General features: G+C 51.6%; 19 protein-coding genes. 7 read left to right on the forward strand and 12 right to left on the reverse strand.

Features of this window, described 5'->3' with window-relative positions:
- Position 1: 1 nt before the first annotated feature.
- From BLU99_RS11070 to BLU99_RS11085, 4 genes are all read left to right on the forward strand, one after another.
- Positions 2-2539, forward strand: coding sequence for a TonB-dependent receptor family protein (locus tag BLU99_RS11070; RefSeq protein WP_091902125.1), 2538 nt, complete (start codon positions 2-4; stop codon positions 2537-2539).
- A gap of 121 nt (positions 2540-2660) precedes the next feature.
- The gene (locus tag BLU99_RS11075; protein WP_091902127.1) at positions 2661-3194 is read left to right on the forward strand and encodes a sigma-70 family RNA polymerase sigma factor; all 534 of its coding nucleotides are present in this window, start codon (positions 2661-2663) and stop codon (positions 3192-3194) included.
- Positions 3195-3206: 12 nt separating this feature from the next.
- The gene (locus BLU99_RS11080) at positions 3207-3866 is read left to right on the forward strand and encodes a DUF4974 domain-containing protein (RefSeq protein ID WP_091902129.1); all 660 of its coding nucleotides are present in this window, start codon (positions 3207-3209) and stop codon (positions 3864-3866) included.
- 8 nt (positions 3867-3874) lie between these two features.
- The gene (locus BLU99_RS11085) at positions 3875-6418 is read left to right on the forward strand and encodes a TonB-dependent receptor (RefSeq protein ID WP_176771130.1); all 2544 of its coding nucleotides are present in this window, start codon (positions 3875-3877) and stop codon (positions 6416-6418) included.
- A gap of 258 nt (positions 6419-6676) precedes the next feature.
- Here the strand turns inward: BLU99_RS11085 and BLU99_RS11090 are convergent, their stop codons facing one another.
- Genes BLU99_RS11090 through BLU99_RS11100 form a run of 3 tightly spaced genes read right to left on the reverse strand, consistent with a single transcriptional unit; the run spans position 6677 to position 8719 of the window.
- Positions 6677-7603 (reverse strand): hypothetical protein, encoded by a 927-nt coding sequence (locus tag BLU99_RS11090; protein WP_091902133.1) that lies wholly within the window; start codon positions 7601-7603, stop codon positions 6677-6679.
- Positions 7593-8228 (reverse strand): hypothetical protein, encoded by a 636-nt coding sequence (locus tag BLU99_RS11095; protein ID WP_091902135.1) that lies wholly within the window; start codon positions 8226-8228, stop codon positions 7593-7595. The genes BLU99_RS11090 and BLU99_RS11095 overlap by 11 nt, the downstream gene beginning before the upstream one ends.
- Positions 8225-8719 carry an RNA polymerase sigma factor gene (locus BLU99_RS11100; protein WP_091902137.1) on the reverse strand — a complete coding sequence of 165 codons (495 nt, stop codon included), beginning with the start codon at positions 8717-8719 and terminating at the stop codon, positions 8225-8227. Before BLU99_RS11100 ends, BLU99_RS11095 begins: the two co-directional genes overlap by 4 nt.
- Before the next feature lie 409 nt (positions 8720-9128).
- Between BLU99_RS11100 and BLU99_RS11105 the strand changes: the two genes are divergently transcribed.
- The 3 genes from BLU99_RS11105 to BLU99_RS11115 all read left to right on the forward strand — a co-directional run bounded on the left by BLU99_RS11105 (position 9129) and on the right by BLU99_RS11115 (position 12660).
- Positions 9129-10412 carry an O-acetylhomoserine aminocarboxypropyltransferase/cysteine synthase family protein gene (locus BLU99_RS11105; protein ID WP_091902139.1) on the forward strand — a complete coding sequence of 428 codons (1284 nt, stop codon included), beginning with the start codon at positions 9129-9131 and terminating at the stop codon, positions 10410-10412.
- A 113-nt stretch (positions 10413-10525) separates the two neighbouring features.
- On the forward strand, positions 10526-11860 hold the full coding sequence (gdhA, locus tag BLU99_RS11110) for an NADP-specific glutamate dehydrogenase (RefSeq protein ID WP_091902141.1): 1335 nt from the start codon (positions 10526-10528) through the stop codon (positions 11858-11860).
- A gap of 137 nt (positions 11861-11997) precedes the next feature.
- Positions 11998-12660 (forward strand): septal ring lytic transglycosylase RlpA family protein, encoded by a 663-nt coding sequence (locus tag BLU99_RS11115; protein ID WP_091902144.1) that lies wholly within the window; start codon positions 11998-12000, stop codon positions 12658-12660.
- Between the two features lie 22 nt (positions 12661-12682).
- Here the strand turns inward: BLU99_RS11115 and BLU99_RS11120 are convergent, their stop codons facing one another.
- The 9 genes from BLU99_RS11120 to map form a co-directional block, all read right to left on the reverse strand.
- Positions 12683-13444: a hypothetical protein gene (locus tag BLU99_RS11120; RefSeq protein WP_091902146.1), complete on the reverse strand. Its 762-nt coding sequence runs from the start codon at positions 13442-13444 to the stop codon at positions 12683-12685.
- A 258-nt stretch (positions 13445-13702) separates the two neighbouring features.
- Positions 13703-14236 (reverse strand): 50S ribosomal protein L17, encoded by a 534-nt coding sequence (gene rplQ, locus BLU99_RS11125; protein WP_091902148.1) that lies wholly within the window; start codon positions 14234-14236, stop codon positions 13703-13705.
- A gap of 42 nt (positions 14237-14278) precedes the next feature.
- Entirely contained in the window at positions 14279-15271 is a 993-nt protein-coding gene (locus BLU99_RS11130) for a DNA-directed RNA polymerase subunit alpha (RefSeq protein ID WP_091902150.1), read from the reverse strand.
- 14 nt (positions 15272-15285) lie between these two features.
- Positions 15286-15894, reverse strand: a complete 609-nt coding sequence (gene rpsD / locus BLU99_RS11135; protein ID WP_091842887.1) for a 30S ribosomal protein S4 — start codon at positions 15892-15894, stop codon at positions 15286-15288.
- A 43-nt stretch (positions 15895-15937) separates the two neighbouring features.
- A complete protein-coding gene (gene rpsK, locus BLU99_RS11140) occupies positions 15938-16327 on the reverse strand; it encodes a 30S ribosomal protein S11 (protein ID WP_091902153.1) in 390 nt (129 codons plus the stop codon).
- 33 nt (positions 16328-16360) lie between these two features.
- On the reverse strand, positions 16361-16741 hold the full coding sequence (gene rpsM, locus BLU99_RS11145) for a 30S ribosomal protein S13 (protein WP_073207290.1): 381 nt from the start codon (positions 16739-16741) through the stop codon (positions 16361-16363).
- Between the two features lie 112 nt (positions 16742-16853).
- Positions 16854-16970: a 50S ribosomal protein L36 gene (rpmJ, locus tag BLU99_RS11150; protein ID WP_009160995.1), complete on the reverse strand. Its 117-nt coding sequence runs from the start codon at positions 16968-16970 to the stop codon at positions 16854-16856.
- Between the two features lie 15 nt (positions 16971-16985).
- The gene (gene infA / locus BLU99_RS11155) at positions 16986-17204 is read right to left on the reverse strand and encodes a translation initiation factor IF-1 (RefSeq protein ID WP_004341775.1); all 219 of its coding nucleotides are present in this window, start codon (positions 17202-17204) and stop codon (positions 16986-16988) included.
- An 18-nt stretch (positions 17205-17222) separates the two neighbouring features.
- Positions 17223-18020: a type I methionyl aminopeptidase gene (gene map / locus BLU99_RS11160; RefSeq protein WP_091902155.1), complete on the reverse strand. Its 798-nt coding sequence runs from the start codon at positions 18018-18020 to the stop codon at positions 17223-17225.
- Between the last annotated feature and the right edge of the window lies 1 nt (position 18021).

Genomic DNA, 18021 nt, shown 5'->3' on the forward strand with positions numbered 1-18021 from the left:
TATGCAACGACTTTATATACTCTTATTGTGCCTTGTCGTCATGAGCGCGAAGGCACAGCGACTGACGCACAACTTCCAGAACACCTCGCTCAGTGAGGCACTTATATGGATTGACAACGCTCAAGACAACTACAAGTTGAATTTCATCTTCGACGAGCTCGAGGACTTCACCGTAACCACCTCACTGAAGAATACCACAGTGCGCGATGCCGTGCGCCAGGTCTGCGGGTTCTATCCTATGCATCTGACCTTCGACGAACAGGACATCTATATCGAATGCACCCAGAAAGCCGATACGAAACTTTCTGGACGTGTCGTAGACGAGAAAGGACAGCCTATACCCTACGCCAGTGTCGCACTGCTGTCGCTAAGCGACTCGATGTTCCTGACAGGCGGTGTGAGTAATGAGGCAGGCGACTTCGTCATCCCCTGTACCCTGAAGCGTGTCATTGCCCGTATCAGCTGTATTGGTTACAAGACCATCGAGCAACCGTACGATGTAGGCCATATCGGTAAGATTCGTATGTATCCAGACCAATACATGGTAAAAGGCGTAGAGGTGAAGGGATCCAAGCGTATCGTGTACACCTCAGGCAACAACCTGATAGCAAACGTACAGGGTACTGCACTGGAACTGTTCGGTTCCGCCTCGGAGATGATCACTCATCTGCCATTGATGATGAGCGACGGCACCATAGCCGGTCATGGAAAACCCGTCATCTACATCAACAACAAAAAGGTACGCGACGAGGCAGAACTTGAGCGCCTGCGCTCTAATGAGATTCTGACAGCAGAGATTATCACCAATCCCGGATCGGAATACGGTGCGGAGGTTACATCGGTCATTAAGCTGAAGACCATCAGGCGTACTGGCGAGGGATGGAGCGGCAACTTCAGCGCCGGCTATCATCAGGGGAAGGGAGAGCAGGCCGACGGGAACATCTCGCTGAACTATCGCACCAGGAACGGCATGGACTTCTTCGGCGGGGTGAACATCAGCCATCTCAACCAGTTTCTCTGTGCCACTGCCGACGACCAACTGCAGGCCTCGAGCATCTGGGACTATCACCGCGATAATGAAGTCTTCTACCACTTTAACTATTTCTTCGGCAGCTTCGGCTGGAACTGGGACATCAACGACCATCACTCCGTCGGTATCAGCTACACACCATTCAGTTATCTAGGCAATAAGCCCGACCTTCGCGCCAGCGACGAGAAGACCTATCGCGACGGACAGCTTGTCGATGGCGGACACAGTGAGACGAACACCACCCGCAAGCCTCTGGTAAGCCACAGCATCAACGCCTACTATGCGGGAAGGATCGGCCAGTGGGGCATTGACTTCAATGCCGACTATTACAGGGCCCCGTCTGTCTCGGAGATGGAAGGCGGAACAGTAGGCGAACCGATCATCAGCAGCCGTAGCGACGCCATGAACAAACTGGTGGCAGAGAAGCTGGTCATCAAGGCACCGGTACCCAAAGGGAGCCTGACATTCGGAGAGGAGGTCTCTGGCGTGGACCGTACCTCCGACTTCACACAGAGTGGCTATGCGGAGGACAACCATATCCGTCAGCAGACCACCACCTGGTCGCTGTTCGCCGACTATTCCATCACGCTGGGCAAGTTCAGTATCAACGCAGGCTTGCGCTGGCAAAATGAGCTAAACAACTATGACGTCGATGGGCAGCGCAACGATGAGATGAGTCCGGACTACCACATCCTCATCCCCCGCGCATCGGTGACCTATCAGACACAGAGATGGAAGCATAAACTGGCATTCTTCACTTCACGTGTCAATCCGCAGTATCAGCTGATGTCGTCAGACATACACTATCGCAGCAAGTACGAATACGACATGGGTAACCCACTGCTGAAACCGACCACCAGCCGTCAGCTGTCATGGACCTCGCAATGGAAATGGATCTACGTCGAAGCCTTCTATCAGCATCTGAAACATGCCATACGATCACTCCAGTATGCTTACGACGATACGAACCATCCCGGTGTGATGATGATGGACTATCGCAACTCTCCTAAGCGACAGGTCTATGGGGTCAACCTAAACTTCTCGCCCAAGATCGGCTTCTGGCAGATGAACTACACCGCAAGCTTGTACTTCGACGATGAGGACCTGAGACCGATGGGGATCACCCACGACTGGAACGGTCTTTGCACGGACTTCGTGCTCGACAACTCACTCATGCTCCCGAAATCATGGGCACTGAATATCCAAGGCTGTGTCACACCATATCGGAAGTCGGGCTGCTCACAGATCGAGAGTACAGGTTTCCTGAATATACGTCTGAGCAAGCAGTTCCTGAAGGATAAGAGTCTCAGCGTGGCAGTCACCGCCAATGACATCCTGCACACGCAATACAAAGAGATGACAGCCTACGGCGGCATTAACATACGCACCCATTTCCGAGAGTACGATGACAACCGCCGCGTCGGCATCGATGTCTCATGGAAATTCAATGCCACAAGAAGTCGCTACAAGGGTAGCCACGCTGGTCAGAGCGAACGCGACCGTCTATAAAAATCCAATCCTCGAATCTTTCCCGATTCGGGGATTTTTTATATCTTTGCAACAATTTGTTTCTCCAAGGGGTTAGTAAAAACCACCTCAAGGGATATTAGGGATAAAAGAAACCCATTACATGACAAGCAAGGACGATTTGAAAGCGCTCTTCATGGAGCATTACGACAGGATGTATCTGCTGGCACGGGTCATGCTGCACGATGACGAGGAGAGTCGCGACGTAGTGAGCGACGTGTTCGCCCAGATTGCCGAACGGATGCAGACTGCTGATCAGGTCCCGGAGACGGACGGCATCGACCTGCGTCCCGAGACTGCCAAGAGCTATCTGCTGACCTGTGTGCGGAACCGATGCCTGAAGGTCATCCGTGCCAAACAGGTAAGACTGCGCGCCAGGAAACTTCTGCAACTGGATGACGGCATCGAGATGATACCCATCGAGGCACAGACCGATCATCTGACAGAAGTGCTCCGCTACAGCGAACAGACATTCACTCCGCAGACCCTCCACGTGTTCCGGTTGCGCTATCAGCAACGGAAGAAGTATACGGAGATTGCTTCGGAGCTGCAGATCAGTGAGGTGGCTGTCTACAAGCACCTCGCCCAGGCACTAAAAAAGATCAAACAGCATTTTTGCCAAGTCACAACACTTTAATCCCTAATAGCGATGGATAGAACAGAAAAACTTCTAAGGATGATGGAACATCCGGAATTGTATAGCGACGAGGAACTCCGCGAGTTACTCAGCGACGAGGAATGCCAGGAACTCTACGACGCCATGCGTCTCAGTGCAGATGCCTTTGAGATGGAAGATGCCAGAAAGAAACTGGCCGACGGTCTGAAGGAAGAGGAATGGGCTAGACTCGAAGGAAAGTTGAGCCCCCAGGACTCTAATACGAAGATTCGCCAACTCTTCAGTTCTACCAAGAAGATCGCGGCCATCTTCATCGGGCTGCTGATGCTCTCAGGCATCGCCTATGCCGCCATTCATCTATGGAGCACCGGTCAGCGCACGACATCCACAGAAGAGGAGAGTCAGCAGACCGTCGTCACGACAAGCTCCACCTCTATGGAGCACTCGGAAGAGGTTACCGACAGTATCTCGCAGACCCGTATCTTCGAGGATACATCCCTCGACGAGATTGTCAACGAGTTGGGCGCCTATTACAAGAAGGAGGTCGATATCCAGAACACCCAGGCACACGAGCTGCGGATATTCTACAAGTGGAACCGTAAGGACAACCTCGAGGAGATTGTCAGCGACCTGAACCACTTCGACCATGTGAACCTCGCCATTGAAGACGACAAACTGATTGTAAAGCCATGACAACCATGATGAGAAAGATCTTTTTCCTGCTGTCACTGTGCATAGCAGTCGGCACCATCCATGCCCAGAAGATAACACGTAGCTATCAGAGAGAGTCACTGAGTCGTGTCCTCGAAGACATCAACGCAGCCACAGGGCAATACGAGATATCATTCGTCTATAACGACCTCGAGGACTTCACCGTCACCTGCCACTTCGAGCGCCTCAGCCTTGAAGAGGCACTGATGAGGGTCGTGGGCTTCTACCCCGTTCGCATTGTCAAAGACGGCGCCAAGATATTCGTGGAGTGTACCCACAAGACAGAACGTCACCTGAAAGGACACCTTGTCGACGAGGGCGGACAACCGCTATCCTATGCCAACGTCTCTCTGCTCAATCCCGCCGACTCCGCCCTTATCGGTGGCGGCGTGACCAACGAGAACGGCGACTTCGTCATTCCCACCGAGGCCTACCGTGTCGTTGTCAAATGCTCCTTCGTGGGTTACAAGACCGCCTGGCGCAACTGCGAGGTGGGTGACCTCGGTACGATCCAACTACTACCGGCCCAGTACACCATCAAAGGCGTCACCGTCGAAGGCACACATATCATGAACTATGTCGACAAGTCCGTCCACACGTTCTCCCATGAGCAGATCAGACAGGCCCGCCATGTACACGACCTGTTGGAGCATGTGGAAGACCTGAGGATCGACCCCCTCAGTAATAAGATCAAGCGTATCGACGGCGGCAACGTGAAGATTCTGCTCAACGGCATCAGCGCCTCGGATATCGACCTCATAGGCATCCCAGCCAACAAGATCGCCAAGGTGGAATACTACAATATCCCCCCCGCCCGCTATGCCGACGCCGGCACGCTCATCAATGTCATCACAAAGAAACTGGATAATGGTGTGAATGCAGGTATTGATAGTAGGGCGGCCTTCACGACAGGCTTCACCGACGACGAGGCGTACCTCAACCTCACATCAGGTAACCACCAGTTATCACTCTCCTACTGGTTCAGTCTCAGGGAATACACCAAACGATTCGGCGAGCGGACGTGCGACTATCTCCTCAACGGAGAGCAGACCCACTATGAGAGTCTTTCGCGCGATAAGTTCGGCTATAGAGATAACAACCCTGTCATCAAGTACACTTACAACAAGCCCGACGATATAGCCGTGCAGATAACGGCCACCCCGTACTTCAATACATATCACAATCATGGTACTAAAGACATCGAGATCCTTTCTGCCAGCACCAGAACGAAAGGCGAAGGAACGTTCAATGGCAAGAGAAACACATTCGGTCCCAGTCTGAATGTCTATCTTCAGAAGACCCTTCCCAAGAATCAGGAGCTCGCCATCGACCTGCTAGGCACCTATTATCACGGTAAGTCTAAGGATGAGAAGGAGGAGATCGACCTCAGCGACAACAGCAGCCTACTTTCTGACAAGGTAAACCAGAAGAACAAGAAATACTCCTTCATCGGTGAGCTGGCCTACACCAAGAAGTGGGAACAGGGAAGCCTCAGCCTCGGTTATCGCGGAAGCTTTGGTCGTTCGAAGGCCACCATCAGTAACGTTCTGTCCGACTATGAGGACTATGACTACGCCTCGGCCAGCTATCAGCACTATATGTATGCAGAGTATAGCGGCACATGGAAGAAACTGATGTATCGCATCGGAGCCGGTGCCACGCAGGTGACACAGGACAATGACGATGCCCACGACTCCCACTGGCTCTTTACGCCGAAACTCATCCTGAGCACCAACCTCTCAAAGAAGATGAGTCTTCAGTGGGAAACCACATCATGGTCATCAATACCGACCATCTCCCAACTCAGCAACAATGCGAGCCTGTTCATCCCCGGTGTCATGAATGTGGGCAATCCATCGCTGAAGAGCTACAACAACTACTCGTCGGCACTATACCTCCGATGGAACCTCAGTTGGCTGAATGCCGTCATAGGCTTTTCCTACGATTACAGCGACTCGCCCATCAACAAATACTATACGGAGCAGGAGATCAATGGAGAGAAATACATTGTTGGAATGATGGAGAATGCCAACTATTCGTCGAACGCAGGTGGATTCGCCCGCCTGAACATCAACCCCTTCAAGAACGACCTGCTGACTATCTATCTGCAGAACGACCTCGTATACCAGACCGTGAGCAGCCCGATCATCGGACAGTATCACCATACGTATGCGCCATTCTACTATAGCATCAGATTCAGGAAAGGCTGTTGGGGAGCCAGCTATAGCGGCAAGATTGTGTCGAAGCAACTGTGGGGCTCAACCCTTGACGCGGGAGAGAATTTGTCTAACCTCACCGTGTTCTGGCAGAAGAAAGGCTGGCGGATCTATGCCACCGACATCTGGTTCCTCACCCGTTCACGGTACTCTTCCAACAGTCTGCCAACAAGCATCCTGCAAAGTACCAGCAAGACATGGATCAACGACAACAAGTCGATGTTTGTCATTGGCTTCAGTTACGACTTCTCCAGCGGTAAGAACCTGAAGCTGAACCGCAAGCTGCAGAACAAGGATACCGATACGGGTGCCTTCTAACCGAAGGGCACCGCCATATGATAACCCTGCGACATCGTCTTGATACCAGCCATCCGGAACACGAAAAGACCGGCGCCGGTAACGACGAAGAGACCAGGCCTTAAATAGTAAAACAACTTGTTTTACCTTCGTTAAGATAGTCTTTTACCAACAAAGAAGCTATCTCTTTCAAGGTAAAACAAGTTGTTTTACTGTTAAGAAGATTATCTCTTTCTCTTGATACCCCCTACTACATCATCGTTATCGATGCTATGTAGGTTACTTCTTGAGTCGTTCGATGCTCATCTCAAACAATTGCTGGACGAAATCATCCTTGGTTTTGTTTTTCAGTTTCCGGATCTCTTTGATGACCAGTTCCTTCTCCGCATCGTCCAGTTCGTCTGCTTTCTTGCAGAGATTGTAGATACGTGATGCATAAACGTTTGCCGCTGTCCCTTCGGGATTCTTCAGGAAAAGGTTCTTATAGTTATTGAAATTACTCAACCAGTCTCCGAAGACGACGTCGAAGGGGTTACCTATATTACCAACGTCGATACTGCGGTCGACGGGAACAGAGGTGATCGAATCCGATGGGGGCGTCGTTGTCAGAACGGAACGTAGTCGGCGTTCAAACATAAGTCTCGGGTCATCCACATTAATCTCTTTGCCATTGACGATGATCTTACTGATCCTATGAGAACGGCTCTGCTGGGAGAGTGCATATGTGATGGCCAAGCGAACTTGTGTTCTCTCGCCTTTCTCCACCCACTCCAGGGCATAGGCATAGCGATGCTTCTTCTCGGGATCGTCCTTGTCGAGGAAGCAGGCATAGATAAACTCTGAGCCGTCGATCGCTCCGATAGCTACAGGCTGGCTACCTTCGCCAACTGCCAAGGCAGTATAATTATCGCCGACTTTACTACCAGACCTGACATGATATGCCGAATCCTTGTCTTTCTCAAAAGCCTTCCGGACATCATTGATACGGCCGAGACCGGTAGCAGTGGATACTGTGAAGTCATAGACATCGGCCTGTTCGATCTTCCTACCCGTTTCAGAATCGACTTCCAGACTGTGCTGTGTCTTGATTTCAACCTTCTCTTCGTTCAGCAGTGCATCAAAAGCCTTTTGTATGTTCTGCTGCGCCATCATGGCTGAAGGCAGTGCCGTCAGCATGGCTGTGAGGATCATGACTTTACTCTTCATATGCGTAATAATCTGTTTGTTCGTTAATATATATAATGGTACCATCTTCTTGTGTTACTGGGATATAGCCGTAGGCGGCAAGCTGTGCCTCGATCACCTCCATCTGGCATTCGGTCAACTGCTGCTCTGCCTCCTGTTGCTCCTTGACAACCTGAGCCATCTGGGTGTAGACCTTGTCGTAGTCGTGGATGGTAGGCTGTACCTTACGCAGGCCTTTTTTCTTCGACTGCATCGGCTGCACTTCTTCCTGACGCAGAGAGGTCGTGTCGGTTTGCTGTATCGGCGATACCACCGCCGTATCCGTCTGTGCCACCAAAACCTGTTTATCAGGCGAGGCGGTCTGCTCGGACGGGATGGCCAGATAGAGCACGCCTGCCACGACGGCAGCTGCCACGCTCCAGCCTATCCACCGTCGACTGGCCCTCGACTGGGGTGCCACCGTCTCAGGCGAGACGGCCGAGGTCTGTTCGATCTCAAGGAACAGTTGCCGATAGTCTTCCCACTCCTGAGGAATGTCTTCGCCCCGGAAGTAGCCTACGAGGATATCCTCCTCTTCCAGTGTGGTCATGCCGTCCATATATTTGTCCAGCAGACTCTTGATATATGCCTTCGTGTAATGTATCATATCTGGTTCCTCCGTTTGATTTCTTCTAACATTGTTCGTCGAGCCTTTGCGAGCAGCGTACTGACTGAGGTGATCTCGATGCCCAGCAACGTGGCAAGTTCTTCGTGACTCTTACGCTCCACCTGTCTCAGATACAGTAAGGTGCGCTGTGTGGTGGGCAGTTGTTGGAGTCGGGCCGTCAGCCACTCGTCGTTCTCCTTGGTTTCCAGTTCCTCGTGCGGACTGGTATTGAAGCCTACCACGACGGCCTCGTTCAGTGTTTCCGACGGTCGCCGTCGCTGACGGTTCCTTAGCAGGTGTTTCGCCATCAGGACCACTATGGCCTCCGTCGAACGAAAGCGCTCCAGTTCGTCGTGCATCTGCCACAGACGGAGCATCACATCCTGTGCGATGTCCTCTGCCTCATCTGCGCCCGCCCCATAGTGCCGACTCACCTCAAGGGCCTTCTGCCGCCACGAGCGGGCTTCTTGTTCGAATGCACTTCTTTCCATTCTTTACTTACGCTTTACACTTACCAGACACACCGGTCCATAAAAACCAAACTCTAATTAACTTACCTTAACATATCTACCCTTTCTTCTCTATCATAGACATAGGAGGGATTATCGGTGTAAAATTACAAAATACATTCTATTATACCATTTATTATACCATGGTTTTTAGCTTTTTTATGTTTCTCTGCCGACAGCGACAGGGATGGTGGGCATCATAGAGGAAGGTTCAATAAATTTGGTACTACCGTTCGGAAAACACCAAATAAATTTGGTTTTTCGCTCACTTATTCGTACCTTTGAACTTCATTCGAAAGTACTACCGTTCGGAAAACACCAAATAAATTTGGTTTTTCGCTCACTTATTCGTACCTTTGTCGTCTGAAAAAAGCTAAACCGACATACAATTATGGAAAAGAAATTCAGACAGGGCACGCTCTGCGTGCAGGCAGGCTATAAAGCCAAGAACGGAGAACCGATCGAGGTTCCCATCATCCAATCGACCACCTTCAAGTATGACGACTCCGACGAGATGGCGAAGTTGTTCGATCTGGAGAAAGAGGGCTATTTCTATACCCGCCTGCAGAACCCGACGAACGACGCTGTGGCCGCTAAGATCGCTACCCTCGAGGGCGGCGTGGGTGCCATGCTGACTTCCAGTGGACAGGCAGCCAACTTCTACGCCATCTTCAATATCTGTCAGGCCGGCGACCATTTCGTGACTTCCAATGAGATCTACGGCGGCACATACAACCTCTTCGGCGTGACGCTGAAGAAGCTCGGCATCGACTGTACGTTCATCTCCCAGGATGCCAGTGAGGAGGAGATCCAGGCCGCCTTCCGTCCGAACACGAAGGCGCTGTTCGGCGAGACCATCTCGAACCCCGGCTGTGCCGTGCTCGACATCGAGAAGTTCGCTAGGATTGCCCATAAGAACGGGGTGCCCCTGATTATCGATAACACCTTCGCCACGCCCGTGAACTGTCGTCCGTTTGAGTGGGGCGCCGACATCGTCACCCACTCCACCACGAAGTATATGGACGGTCTGGCCACACAGGTGGGCGGTTGCGTCGTCGACAGCGGTAACTTCGACTGGATGGCTCATGCCGACAAGTACCCCGGTCTCTGCACGCCCGACGAGTCGTACCATGGTCTGACCTACGTAAAGGCCTTCGGTAAGATGGGTTATATGACGAAGCTCGTAGCCCAGCTGATGCGCGACCTCGGTTCGATTCCCGCTCCGCAAAACTCTTTCCTGCTGAACATGGGTCTGCAGACACTCCACCTCCGTATGGCGCAGCACTGCAAGAACGCACAGAAGGTGGCTGAGTTCCTGCACGACAACGAGAAGGTGGCATGGGTACACTACTGTGGTCTGAAGGATGATCCCCACTATGCTCTGGGACAGAAGTACCTGCCCAACGGCTCATGCGGTGTTATCGCCTTCGGCCTGAAAGGAACACGAGAGACTGCCGTCAAGTGGATGGACTCGCTGAAGATGATCAATATCGTGACCCACGTGGCCGATGCGCGTACCTGTGTACTCCATCCCGCCAGTCACACCCACCGTCAGCTCAGCGACGAGCAGTTGCTCGAGGCTGGTGTCGCCCCCGATCTGATTCGTCTCTCCGTGGGTATCGAGGACGTGGAAGACATCCTCGACGACATCAAGCAGGCTCTGGCTCAGATTTAACAAAATGTAACTTAACAGGAAAAATATTCGGTATTTCCCTTGGAGCATATCGATATTTTTCCTATTTTTGCGTCATCTAAGATAACATTTTGTAACTAAAGACGATTGACGCTATGGAAGTTGAGAAGATCATGCAAGCCTTGGAGCAGAAGCATCCGGGCGAGTCAGAGTACTTACAAGCAGTAAGAGAAGTGCTGGAATCAATCAAGGATGTGTATAACCAACATCCGGAGTTTGAGAAGGCAAAGATTATAGAACGTATCGTGGAACCCGAGCGTATCATCACGTTCCGTGTGCCCTGGGTCGATGATAAGGGCGAGATACAGGTGAACCTCGGTTACCGCGTACAGTTCAACAGCGCCATAGGACCGTACAAGGGCGGTCTGCGCTTCCACTCATCCGTCAACCTCAGCATCCTGAAGTTCCTCGGATTCGAACAGACCTTTAAGAACGCCCTCACGACGCTGCCGATGGGTGGCGGTAAGGGCGGCTCCGACTTCAGTATCCGCGGTAAGAGCGACAATGAAGTGATGAAGTTCTGTCAGGCATTTATGACCGAGTTGTACCGTCATATCGGTCCCGACGAGGACGTGCCGGCAGGCGATATCGGCGTAGGTGCCCGTGAGATAGGTTACCTGTTCGGCCAGTATAAGAAGCTGACCCACCAGTTCCAAGGTGTGCTCACCGGTAAGGGCATGGAATGGGGCGGCTCTATCCTTCGCCCGGAGGCGACCGGCTACGGAGCCCTGTACTTCGTGAACCAGATGCTCACAGAGCATGGACTCGACATCAAGGGTAAGACCGTTGCCCTCAGTGGTTTCGGCAATGTGGCCTGGGGCGCTGCGAAGAAAGCTACCGAGCTCGGTGCGAAGGTTATCACGATCAGCGGTCCCGACGGTTATATCTACGACCCGGCAGGTCTCGACGCAGAGAAGATCGAGTATATGCTTGAGCTTCGAGCCAGTGGTAACGACGTGTGTCAGCCCTACGAGGAGGAGTTCGACGGTGCCACGTTCTTCGCTGGCAAGAAGCCTTGGGAGCAGAAGGCCGATATCTACCTGCCCTGTGCTACCCAGAACGAGCTGAACGGCAGTGATGCCGACCAGATTCTGGCCAACAAGCCGCTCTGCGTGGCTGAGGTATCGAACATGGGCTGTACGGCCGAGGCTGTGAACAAGTTCATCGCCGCCAAGCAGTTGTTTGCCCCTGGCAAGGCTGTGAATGCCGGTGGTGTGGCCACCTCGGGTCTGGAGATGACACAGAACTCCATGCGCCTCGCCTGGAGCAGTGAGGAGGTGGATCAGCGCCTGCATCATATCATGTCGAGCATCCACAACCAGTGCGTGAAGTACGGCAAGGAGGCTGGCTACATCAATTACGTGAAAGGCGCCAACGTCGCCGGCTTCATGAAGGTAGCTAACGCCATGATGGCGCAGGGCGTTGTGTAGCTCGGCGAAGCCAAGGTACAAAAGACGCCAGAATCACGGCGTTGTGTAGCTCGGCGAAGCCAAGGTACAAAAGACGCCAGAATCACGGCGTTGTGTAGCTCGGCGAAGCCAAGGTACAAAAGACGCCATCAAACTGAATGAATATCAAACCATATATTGCATTCATCGCATTCCTATTCAGCTTTACCGCTCTGCAGGCCCAAACGCAGAGCGGTAATGCCTCGTTCTATGCTAAGAAGTTCACAGGCCGTCGCACGGCCAACGGTGAACGGATGCATCATGACAGTCTGACGTGTGCCCACCGCACCTATCCTTTCGGCACATTGTTACGGGTCACCAACCCGGCCAACGGCAAGCAGGTCATCGTCCGTGTGACCGACCGCGGTCCGTATGTCAAGGGAAGGATCATCGACCTCTCAGCACGTGCCGCCAGAGAGATTGGCATCCTTGCCCAAGGTATCGCCCCCGTCATCGTGGAGCGCTACAGTTCTCCTGTGATCCCCTTCAAGCCTGAGGAGAACATCGATCTGCCGGAGATGGAGATGGGCGCCAACGAAGGTGCCGACACGAAGCCTCTCTGGATGCTACTAAAAGAGAGCCGTGACCAGCAGGCCAAAGAAGAGGCCCTGGCTAAACAAGAATCACAAGCTAAACAGGAGAATCATGCCAGACAGAAGACGGTCGTCAAGCACGACAATCCGACGACACACGCCACCAAGGCCGGCACCCATGACGATCTGAAGGAGATCAACAACAAGCCCAACCGTTCGAAGGCATACATGAAACGCTATAGGAAATAAAAAGCAAGCAGGCAATAGGATTCTATCGCCTGCTTGTTTTAATGGTGAACTCCTGTGTCTGCGAGTTCACTTCTCTGTTACCCTGAAATACTCCGACGCGTATCACCGCGTCACCGTCGCGCAGACGGTCGTCGGCCTTAAGGACCGCCGTATAGCGGATGCCCTTTCCTGGCCGAATACTCTCAACAAGCACGTTCTCCGAGATACGTATGTGACGGTTGCCTGTCACCTCTGCTACCGACGGTTGTACTCGGTAGACTGTCTCAGACGAGGTGTTGAAGACCTCGAACACCACCATGGCCTCTTCGCCACGGTTCAGCACACCGTCACGGTTTTTGTCGATAACACGGGCATGACGAATCTCCAGTACAGAGGTGTTCGCGGGCGTTACCGTACTGCTAAGATCCTCGCCAAACCCATAGAGACAATCGTCCCCGCTGTTTGTACTGTCGAAGCCACTCTCATCCGTATAACCATCGTCATAGCGACGCTGGTCGGGGCGCGCCTCCTCATATCTCTGACGACGTGCCGCCCGGTAGTCCTCATAACGGCGCTGCTGCGCATCGTCGGCAGCCGCACCGATGACTGCTCCGACAGCCGCACCACCAGCCATACCAATCAGCGTACCGACATCACTGCCCCGGGGACCACCCGTGATACCACCGATAGCAGAGCCGATGATTGACCCGAAGGTGCCACCCGTATAGGCTCCCTCCGCCGTATAAGTACCACAACTGCTAAGCAGCAGCAAAGCACCAACCGATAAAACCAATGTCTTCCTCATGACCGATACAATTTAATAATTCACGATGCAAAGATAATCATTCCTCACCAATAGTTCAAAGGGAATTTCCCCATAAAACCATAGGGGAAACCCTATCATATACCTCTTGTCTCTCATCTTCATATACGATATTAGACGCACGAGGGCGAATAACGATCACGACTCGCCCTCGTCTGGATGACAACAGGAGCATATGTCACGGAACAAAAAAGCCCGCATCCTTGTGGGGATGCGGGCTTCTCTATAAAGAGTGTGAGATTATTCAGCCTTTGCCTCTTCTGCGGCAGGAGTCTCAGCAGCAGGTGCCTCCTCAACGGGAGCCTCTGCCTTTGCCTCCTCAGCGGCGGGAGCCTCTGCGGGAGCAGCCTCAGCCTTAGGAGCGGCCTTACGAGAACGACGGGTCGTCTTCTTCTTGGTCTCCTTGGCCATAGCCTCGTCGAAGTCTACGAGCTCGATGAAGCACACCTGAGCAGCGTCGCCCTGACGTGTACCGAGCTTAATGATACGGGTGTATCCACCGGGACGGTCGCCTACCTTCTGGGAAACGGCTCCAAAGAGCTCCTTGATAGCTTCCTTGTTCTGGAGGTAGCTGAATACGACACGGCGAGAGTTGGTGGAGTCTTCCTTTGCCTTTGTGATCAGGGGCTCCACATACTTCTTGAGGGCCTTAGCCTTTGCGACGGTCGTAGTGATTCTTTTGTGCATGATCAGAGAGACAGCCATGTTAGCGAGCATAGCGCTGCGGTGAGATGCAGTACGACCGAGATGGTTGAATTTCTTATTATGTCTCATTTTTGTTCTTTACTTTTATTGGGCATTCGGTAGTCTCAACGATTACTCCCTGTCCAGTTTATACTTTGAAATGTCGGTTCCAAACGACAGATTCAGACTCTCGAGCAAATCATCAAGCTCAGTGAGCGATTTCTTACCAAAGTTACGGAACTTCAAGAGGTCGGTCTTGTTGTACTGTACCAGATCGCCAAGTGTCTCAACATCGGCTGCCTTGAGGCAGTTGAGGGCACGAACAGAGAGGTTCATGTCTACGAGACGTGTCTTGAGCAGCTGGCGCATGTGCAGGATCTCCTCATCGAACTCCTGATTGCCCTCCGTGTCGTTGTTCTCGAGCGTAATCTTCTCGTCGGAGAACAGCATGAAGTGGTAGATGAGGATCTTGGCTGCCTCTTTCAGTGCATCCTTCGGGTGGATGGAACCGTCCGTCGTCACTTCAAGCACGAGCTTGTCGTAGTCGGTCTTCTGCTCGACACGATACGGCTCAACAGCGTACTTGACGTTGCGGATCGGAGTGTAAATAGAATCGATTGCAATTACATTCACGTCGGTGCAGAACTCGCGATTCTCATCAGCGGGTACATATCCGCGACCTTTGTTGATTGTAAGATCAATCTGCATCGATGCCTTGGAATCTAAATGACAAATCACCAAATCGGGATTCAGCACCTCAAATCCAGTCAGATACTTGCCGATGTCTGCGGCTTTGAATTCGGTAGAATTCTCGACCGTGATACTGACTTTCTCGTTCTCGAATTCTTCTACTACTTGCTTGAACCGAACTTGCTTCAGGTTCAAGATAATGTTGGTAACATCTTCCTTTACTCCAGGAACTGAAGAGAACTCATGCTCAACACCAGCGATACGGATGGTGTTGATGGCATAACCCTCCAGCGAAGAAAGAAGGATGCGGCGCAGGGCGTTACCGATGGTTACACCGAAGCCAGGCTCCAAAGGACGAAACTCGAACTTGCCGAATTTGTCGTTGGCCTCCAACATTACGACTTTATCAGGTTTTTGAAATGCTAATATCGCCATTAATTTAAATGATTTTAGTTCTTAGAGTACAACTCAACGATTAACTGTTCCTTAATGCTCTCAGGGATATCGGCACGCTCCGGCTTGTGCAGGAACTTACCGCTCTTAGAGTTCTCATCCCATTCGATCCAAGGGTACTTGCTATGGTTGAAACCAGCAAGGGCAGCCTCAATCACCTCGAGAGACTTTGACTTCTCACGAACAGCGACGACCTGACCGGGCTTCACACTATACGAAGGGATATTAACTACCTGGCCATCTACAGTAATGTGCTTGTGACCCACGAGCTGACGAGCAGCTGCGCGAGTAGGAGCAATACCCAGACGGAACACTACATTGTCGAGTCGGCTCTCCAGCAACTGGAGAAGCACCTCACCGGTGATACCCTCAGCCTTGGCTGCCTTCTCAAACAAATTACGGAACTGACGCTCAAGTACTCCATATGTATACTTGGCCTTCTGCTTCTCTGCCAGCATGACTGCATACTCCGACATCTTACGACGACGGTTGTTGCCATGCTGTCCCGGGGGGAAGTTCCTGCGGGACAAAACTTTGTCTGCGCCGAAGATGGGCTCACCAAAACGACGCGCAATTTTTGATTTCGGTCCTAAATATCTTGCCATAATTTAATAAAAAAATGTTCAATTGAATGTTCAATCCTGAATATTATACGCGACGACGCTTCGGAGGACGACATCCGTTGTGCGGCAGCGGAGTAACGTCTACAATCTCCATAACCTCGATTCCTGCACCATGGATGGCGCGGATAGCGGACTCACGGCCGTTACCCGGACCCTTCACATAAGCCTTCACCTTGCGAAGACCCAGGTCGTAGGCAACCTTAGCGCAATCCTCGGCTGCCATCTGAGCAGCGTACGGAGTGTTCTTCTTAGAACCGCGGAAACCCATCTTACCAGCTGACGACCAAGAGATAATCTGACCCTCGTCGTTTGCCAGTGAAACGATAATATTATTGAAAGAACTGTGTACGTGGAGCTGACCGATAGCGTTCACTCTCACGTTTCTTTTCTTGGAAGTGACTGTTTTCTTTGCCATAATTCTCAAATCTTTTAGATGTTCAACTTAGAATTACTTCGTAGCCTTCTTCTTGTTAGCAACAGTCTTCTTCTTTCCCTTACGGGTACGAGCATTATTCTTTGTGCTCTGACCACGAACAGGAAGACCATTACGATGACGGACTCCACGATAGCAACCAATATCCATCAGTCGCTTGATATTCAACTGGATCTCGCTACGGAGATCACCCTCTACTTTGAATTCAGCGCCGATGATTTCACGGATCTTGGCTGCCTGGTCGTCAGTCCACTCGCTGACCTTCAGGTCGCGGCTGACACCTGCCTTATCCAATATCTTTGCTGAACTACTTCGACCGATACCATAGATATAGGTCAATGCGATTTCGCCACGCTTATTCTGGGGCAAATCTACTCCAACAATTCTTATTGCCATTTGTTAATAAAAGAAATAAAAAAATTTAGTTTAAATTTCGAAATTCCGCTAAAAAGCATGCAAAGGTACGAAGATTTTGCCGAACCTCCGCCATTTTATGCTTATTTAACATTTAACCCTGACGCATCTTGTACTTAGGGTTCTTCTTGTTGATAACGAACAGGCGGCCCTTACGACGCACAATCTTGCAGTCTGGGGTACGCTTCTTCAATGATGCTCTTGTCTTCATATTAGTTCCTTTTGTTTATTTGTATCTGAATACAATTCGTCCCTTTGTCAGGTCATACGGACTCATCTCGACCTTGACCTTGTCGCCGGGGAGGATTTTGATATAGTGCATTCTCATCTTACCAGAGATATGCGCAATAATCTGGACTCCATTCTCTAATTCTACACGGAACATCGCGTTCGACAGCGACTCGACGATAGTTCCGTCCTGCTCAATAGCGGATTGTTTTGCCATACTTAACTTTAAATATCGTTATACTTGACCTTCTATGCTTTCTGCTTCCTCGAACGAAGACAGGATCTCAGCCTTGCCTCGGCGAACGGCAATCGTGTGCTCGAAATGAGCAGCGGGTTTACCGTCCTGCGTACGGATAGTCCAACGGTCCTGATCCATCCAGATGGCGCGGTCTCCCATCGTGACCATCGGTTCGATGGCAAGGCACATACCGGCTTTCAGCATGACACCATTCCCCCGACGTCCATAGTTGGGTACCTGCGGATCCTCGTGCATCTCCCGACCGATGCCATGACCTGTAAGCTCACGAACGATGCCGTAGCCTTGGGCCTCGCAATGGTCTTGGACCGCACTGCTGATATCGCCCAGATGTTTTCCTGCCACCGCATTCTCTATACCGAGATAGAGCGCTTCCTTGGTCGTCTTCAACAGTTGTCTCAACTCTTCGGAGACTTCACCGACACAGAACGTGTAGCAAGAGTCGCCATTGAAACCGTTGAGGAGTGTACCACAGTCGATAGAGATGATATCTCCGTCTTTCAGGATCGTCTCCTCGTTGGGGACACCGTGTACCACCACATCGTTTACCGATGTGCAGATACTGGCAGGAAACGGCCCTCCATATGGATTGGGGAAACCCTTGAACGTGGGAACGGCACCATGATCTCTGATGAACTCGTCCGCTATTCTGTCCAACTGGAGGGTCGTTACTCCAGGTTTTATATGCTTTCCTAATTCGCCAAGTGTCTTACCAACGAGTTGGTTTGCCTGGCGCATCAGGTCAATCTCATCTTCAGTCTTCAGGAATATCTTCATA

This window comes from Prevotella sp. lc2012, from assembly GCF_900107065.1.
GTDB lineage: Bacteria > Bacteroidota > Bacteroidia > Bacteroidales > Bacteroidaceae > Prevotella.

Bases quoted from the DNA above. Each gene is read 5' to 3' on its own strand.
- map (WP_091902155.1), bottom strand. From the start codon at position 18,020: ATGAAGATATTCCTGAAGACTGAAGATGAGATTGACCTGATGCGCCAG.
- rpsM (WP_073207290.1), bottom strand. From the start codon at position 16,741: ATGGCAATAAGAATTGTTGGAGTAGATTTGCCCCAGAATAAGCGTGGC.
- BLU99_RS11120 (WP_091902146.1), bottom strand. From the start codon at position 13,444: ATGAGGAAGACATTGGTTTTATCGGTTGGTGCTTTGCTGCTGCTTAGC.
- gdhA (WP_091902141.1), top strand. From the start codon at position 10,526: ATGGAAGTTGAGAAGATCATGCAAGCCTTGGAGCAGAAGCATCCGGGC.
- BLU99_RS11105 (WP_091902139.1), top strand. From the start codon at position 9,129: ATGGAAAAGAAATTCAGACAGGGCACGCTCTGCGTGCAGGCAGGCTAT.
- BLU99_RS11115 (WP_091902144.1), top strand. From the start codon at position 11,998: ATGAATATCAAACCATATATTGCATTCATCGCATTCCTATTCAGCTTT.
- rplQ (WP_091902148.1), bottom strand. From the start codon at position 14,236: ATGAGACATAATAAGAAATTCAACCATCTCGGTCGTACTGCATCTCAC.
- rpsK (WP_091902153.1), bottom strand. From the start codon at position 16,327: ATGGCAAAGAAAACAGTCACTTCCAAGAAAAGAAACGTGAGAGTGAAC.
- infA (WP_004341775.1), bottom strand. From the start codon at position 17,204: ATGGCAAAACAATCCGCTATTGAGCAGGACGGAACTATCGTCGAGTCG.
- BLU99_RS11080 (WP_091902129.1), top strand. From the start codon at position 3,207: ATGGATAGAACAGAAAAACTTCTAAGGATGATGGAACATCCGGAATTG.
- BLU99_RS11100 (WP_091902137.1), bottom strand. From the start codon at position 8,719: ATGGAAAGAAGTGCATTCGAACAAGAAGCCCGCTCGTGGCGGCAGAAG.
- BLU99_RS11095 (WP_091902135.1), bottom strand. From the start codon at position 8,228: ATGATACATTACACGAAGGCATATATCAAGAGTCTGCTGGACAAATAT.
- BLU99_RS11130 (WP_091902150.1), bottom strand. From the start codon at position 15,271: ATGGCGATATTAGCATTTCAAAAACCTGATAAAGTCGTAATGTTGGAG.
- BLU99_RS11085 (WP_176771130.1), top strand. From the start codon at position 3,875: ATGAGAAAGATCTTTTTCCTGCTGTCACTGTGCATAGCAGTCGGCACC.
- BLU99_RS11090 (WP_091902133.1), bottom strand. From the start codon at position 7,603: ATGAAGAGTAAAGTCATGATCCTCACAGCCATGCTGACGGCACTGCCT.
- rpmJ (WP_009160995.1), bottom strand. From the start codon at position 16,970: ATGAAGACAAGAGCATCATTGAAGAAGCGTACCCCAGACTGCAAGATT.
- BLU99_RS11075 (WP_091902127.1), top strand. From the start codon at position 2,661: ATGACAAGCAAGGACGATTTGAAAGCGCTCTTCATGGAGCATTACGAC.
- rpsD (WP_091842887.1), bottom strand. From the start codon at position 15,894: ATGGCAAGATATTTAGGACCGAAATCAAAAATTGCGCGTCGTTTTGGT.
- BLU99_RS11070 (WP_091902125.1), top strand. From the start codon at position 2: ATGCAACGACTTTATATACTCTTATTGTGCCTTGTCGTCATGAGCGCG.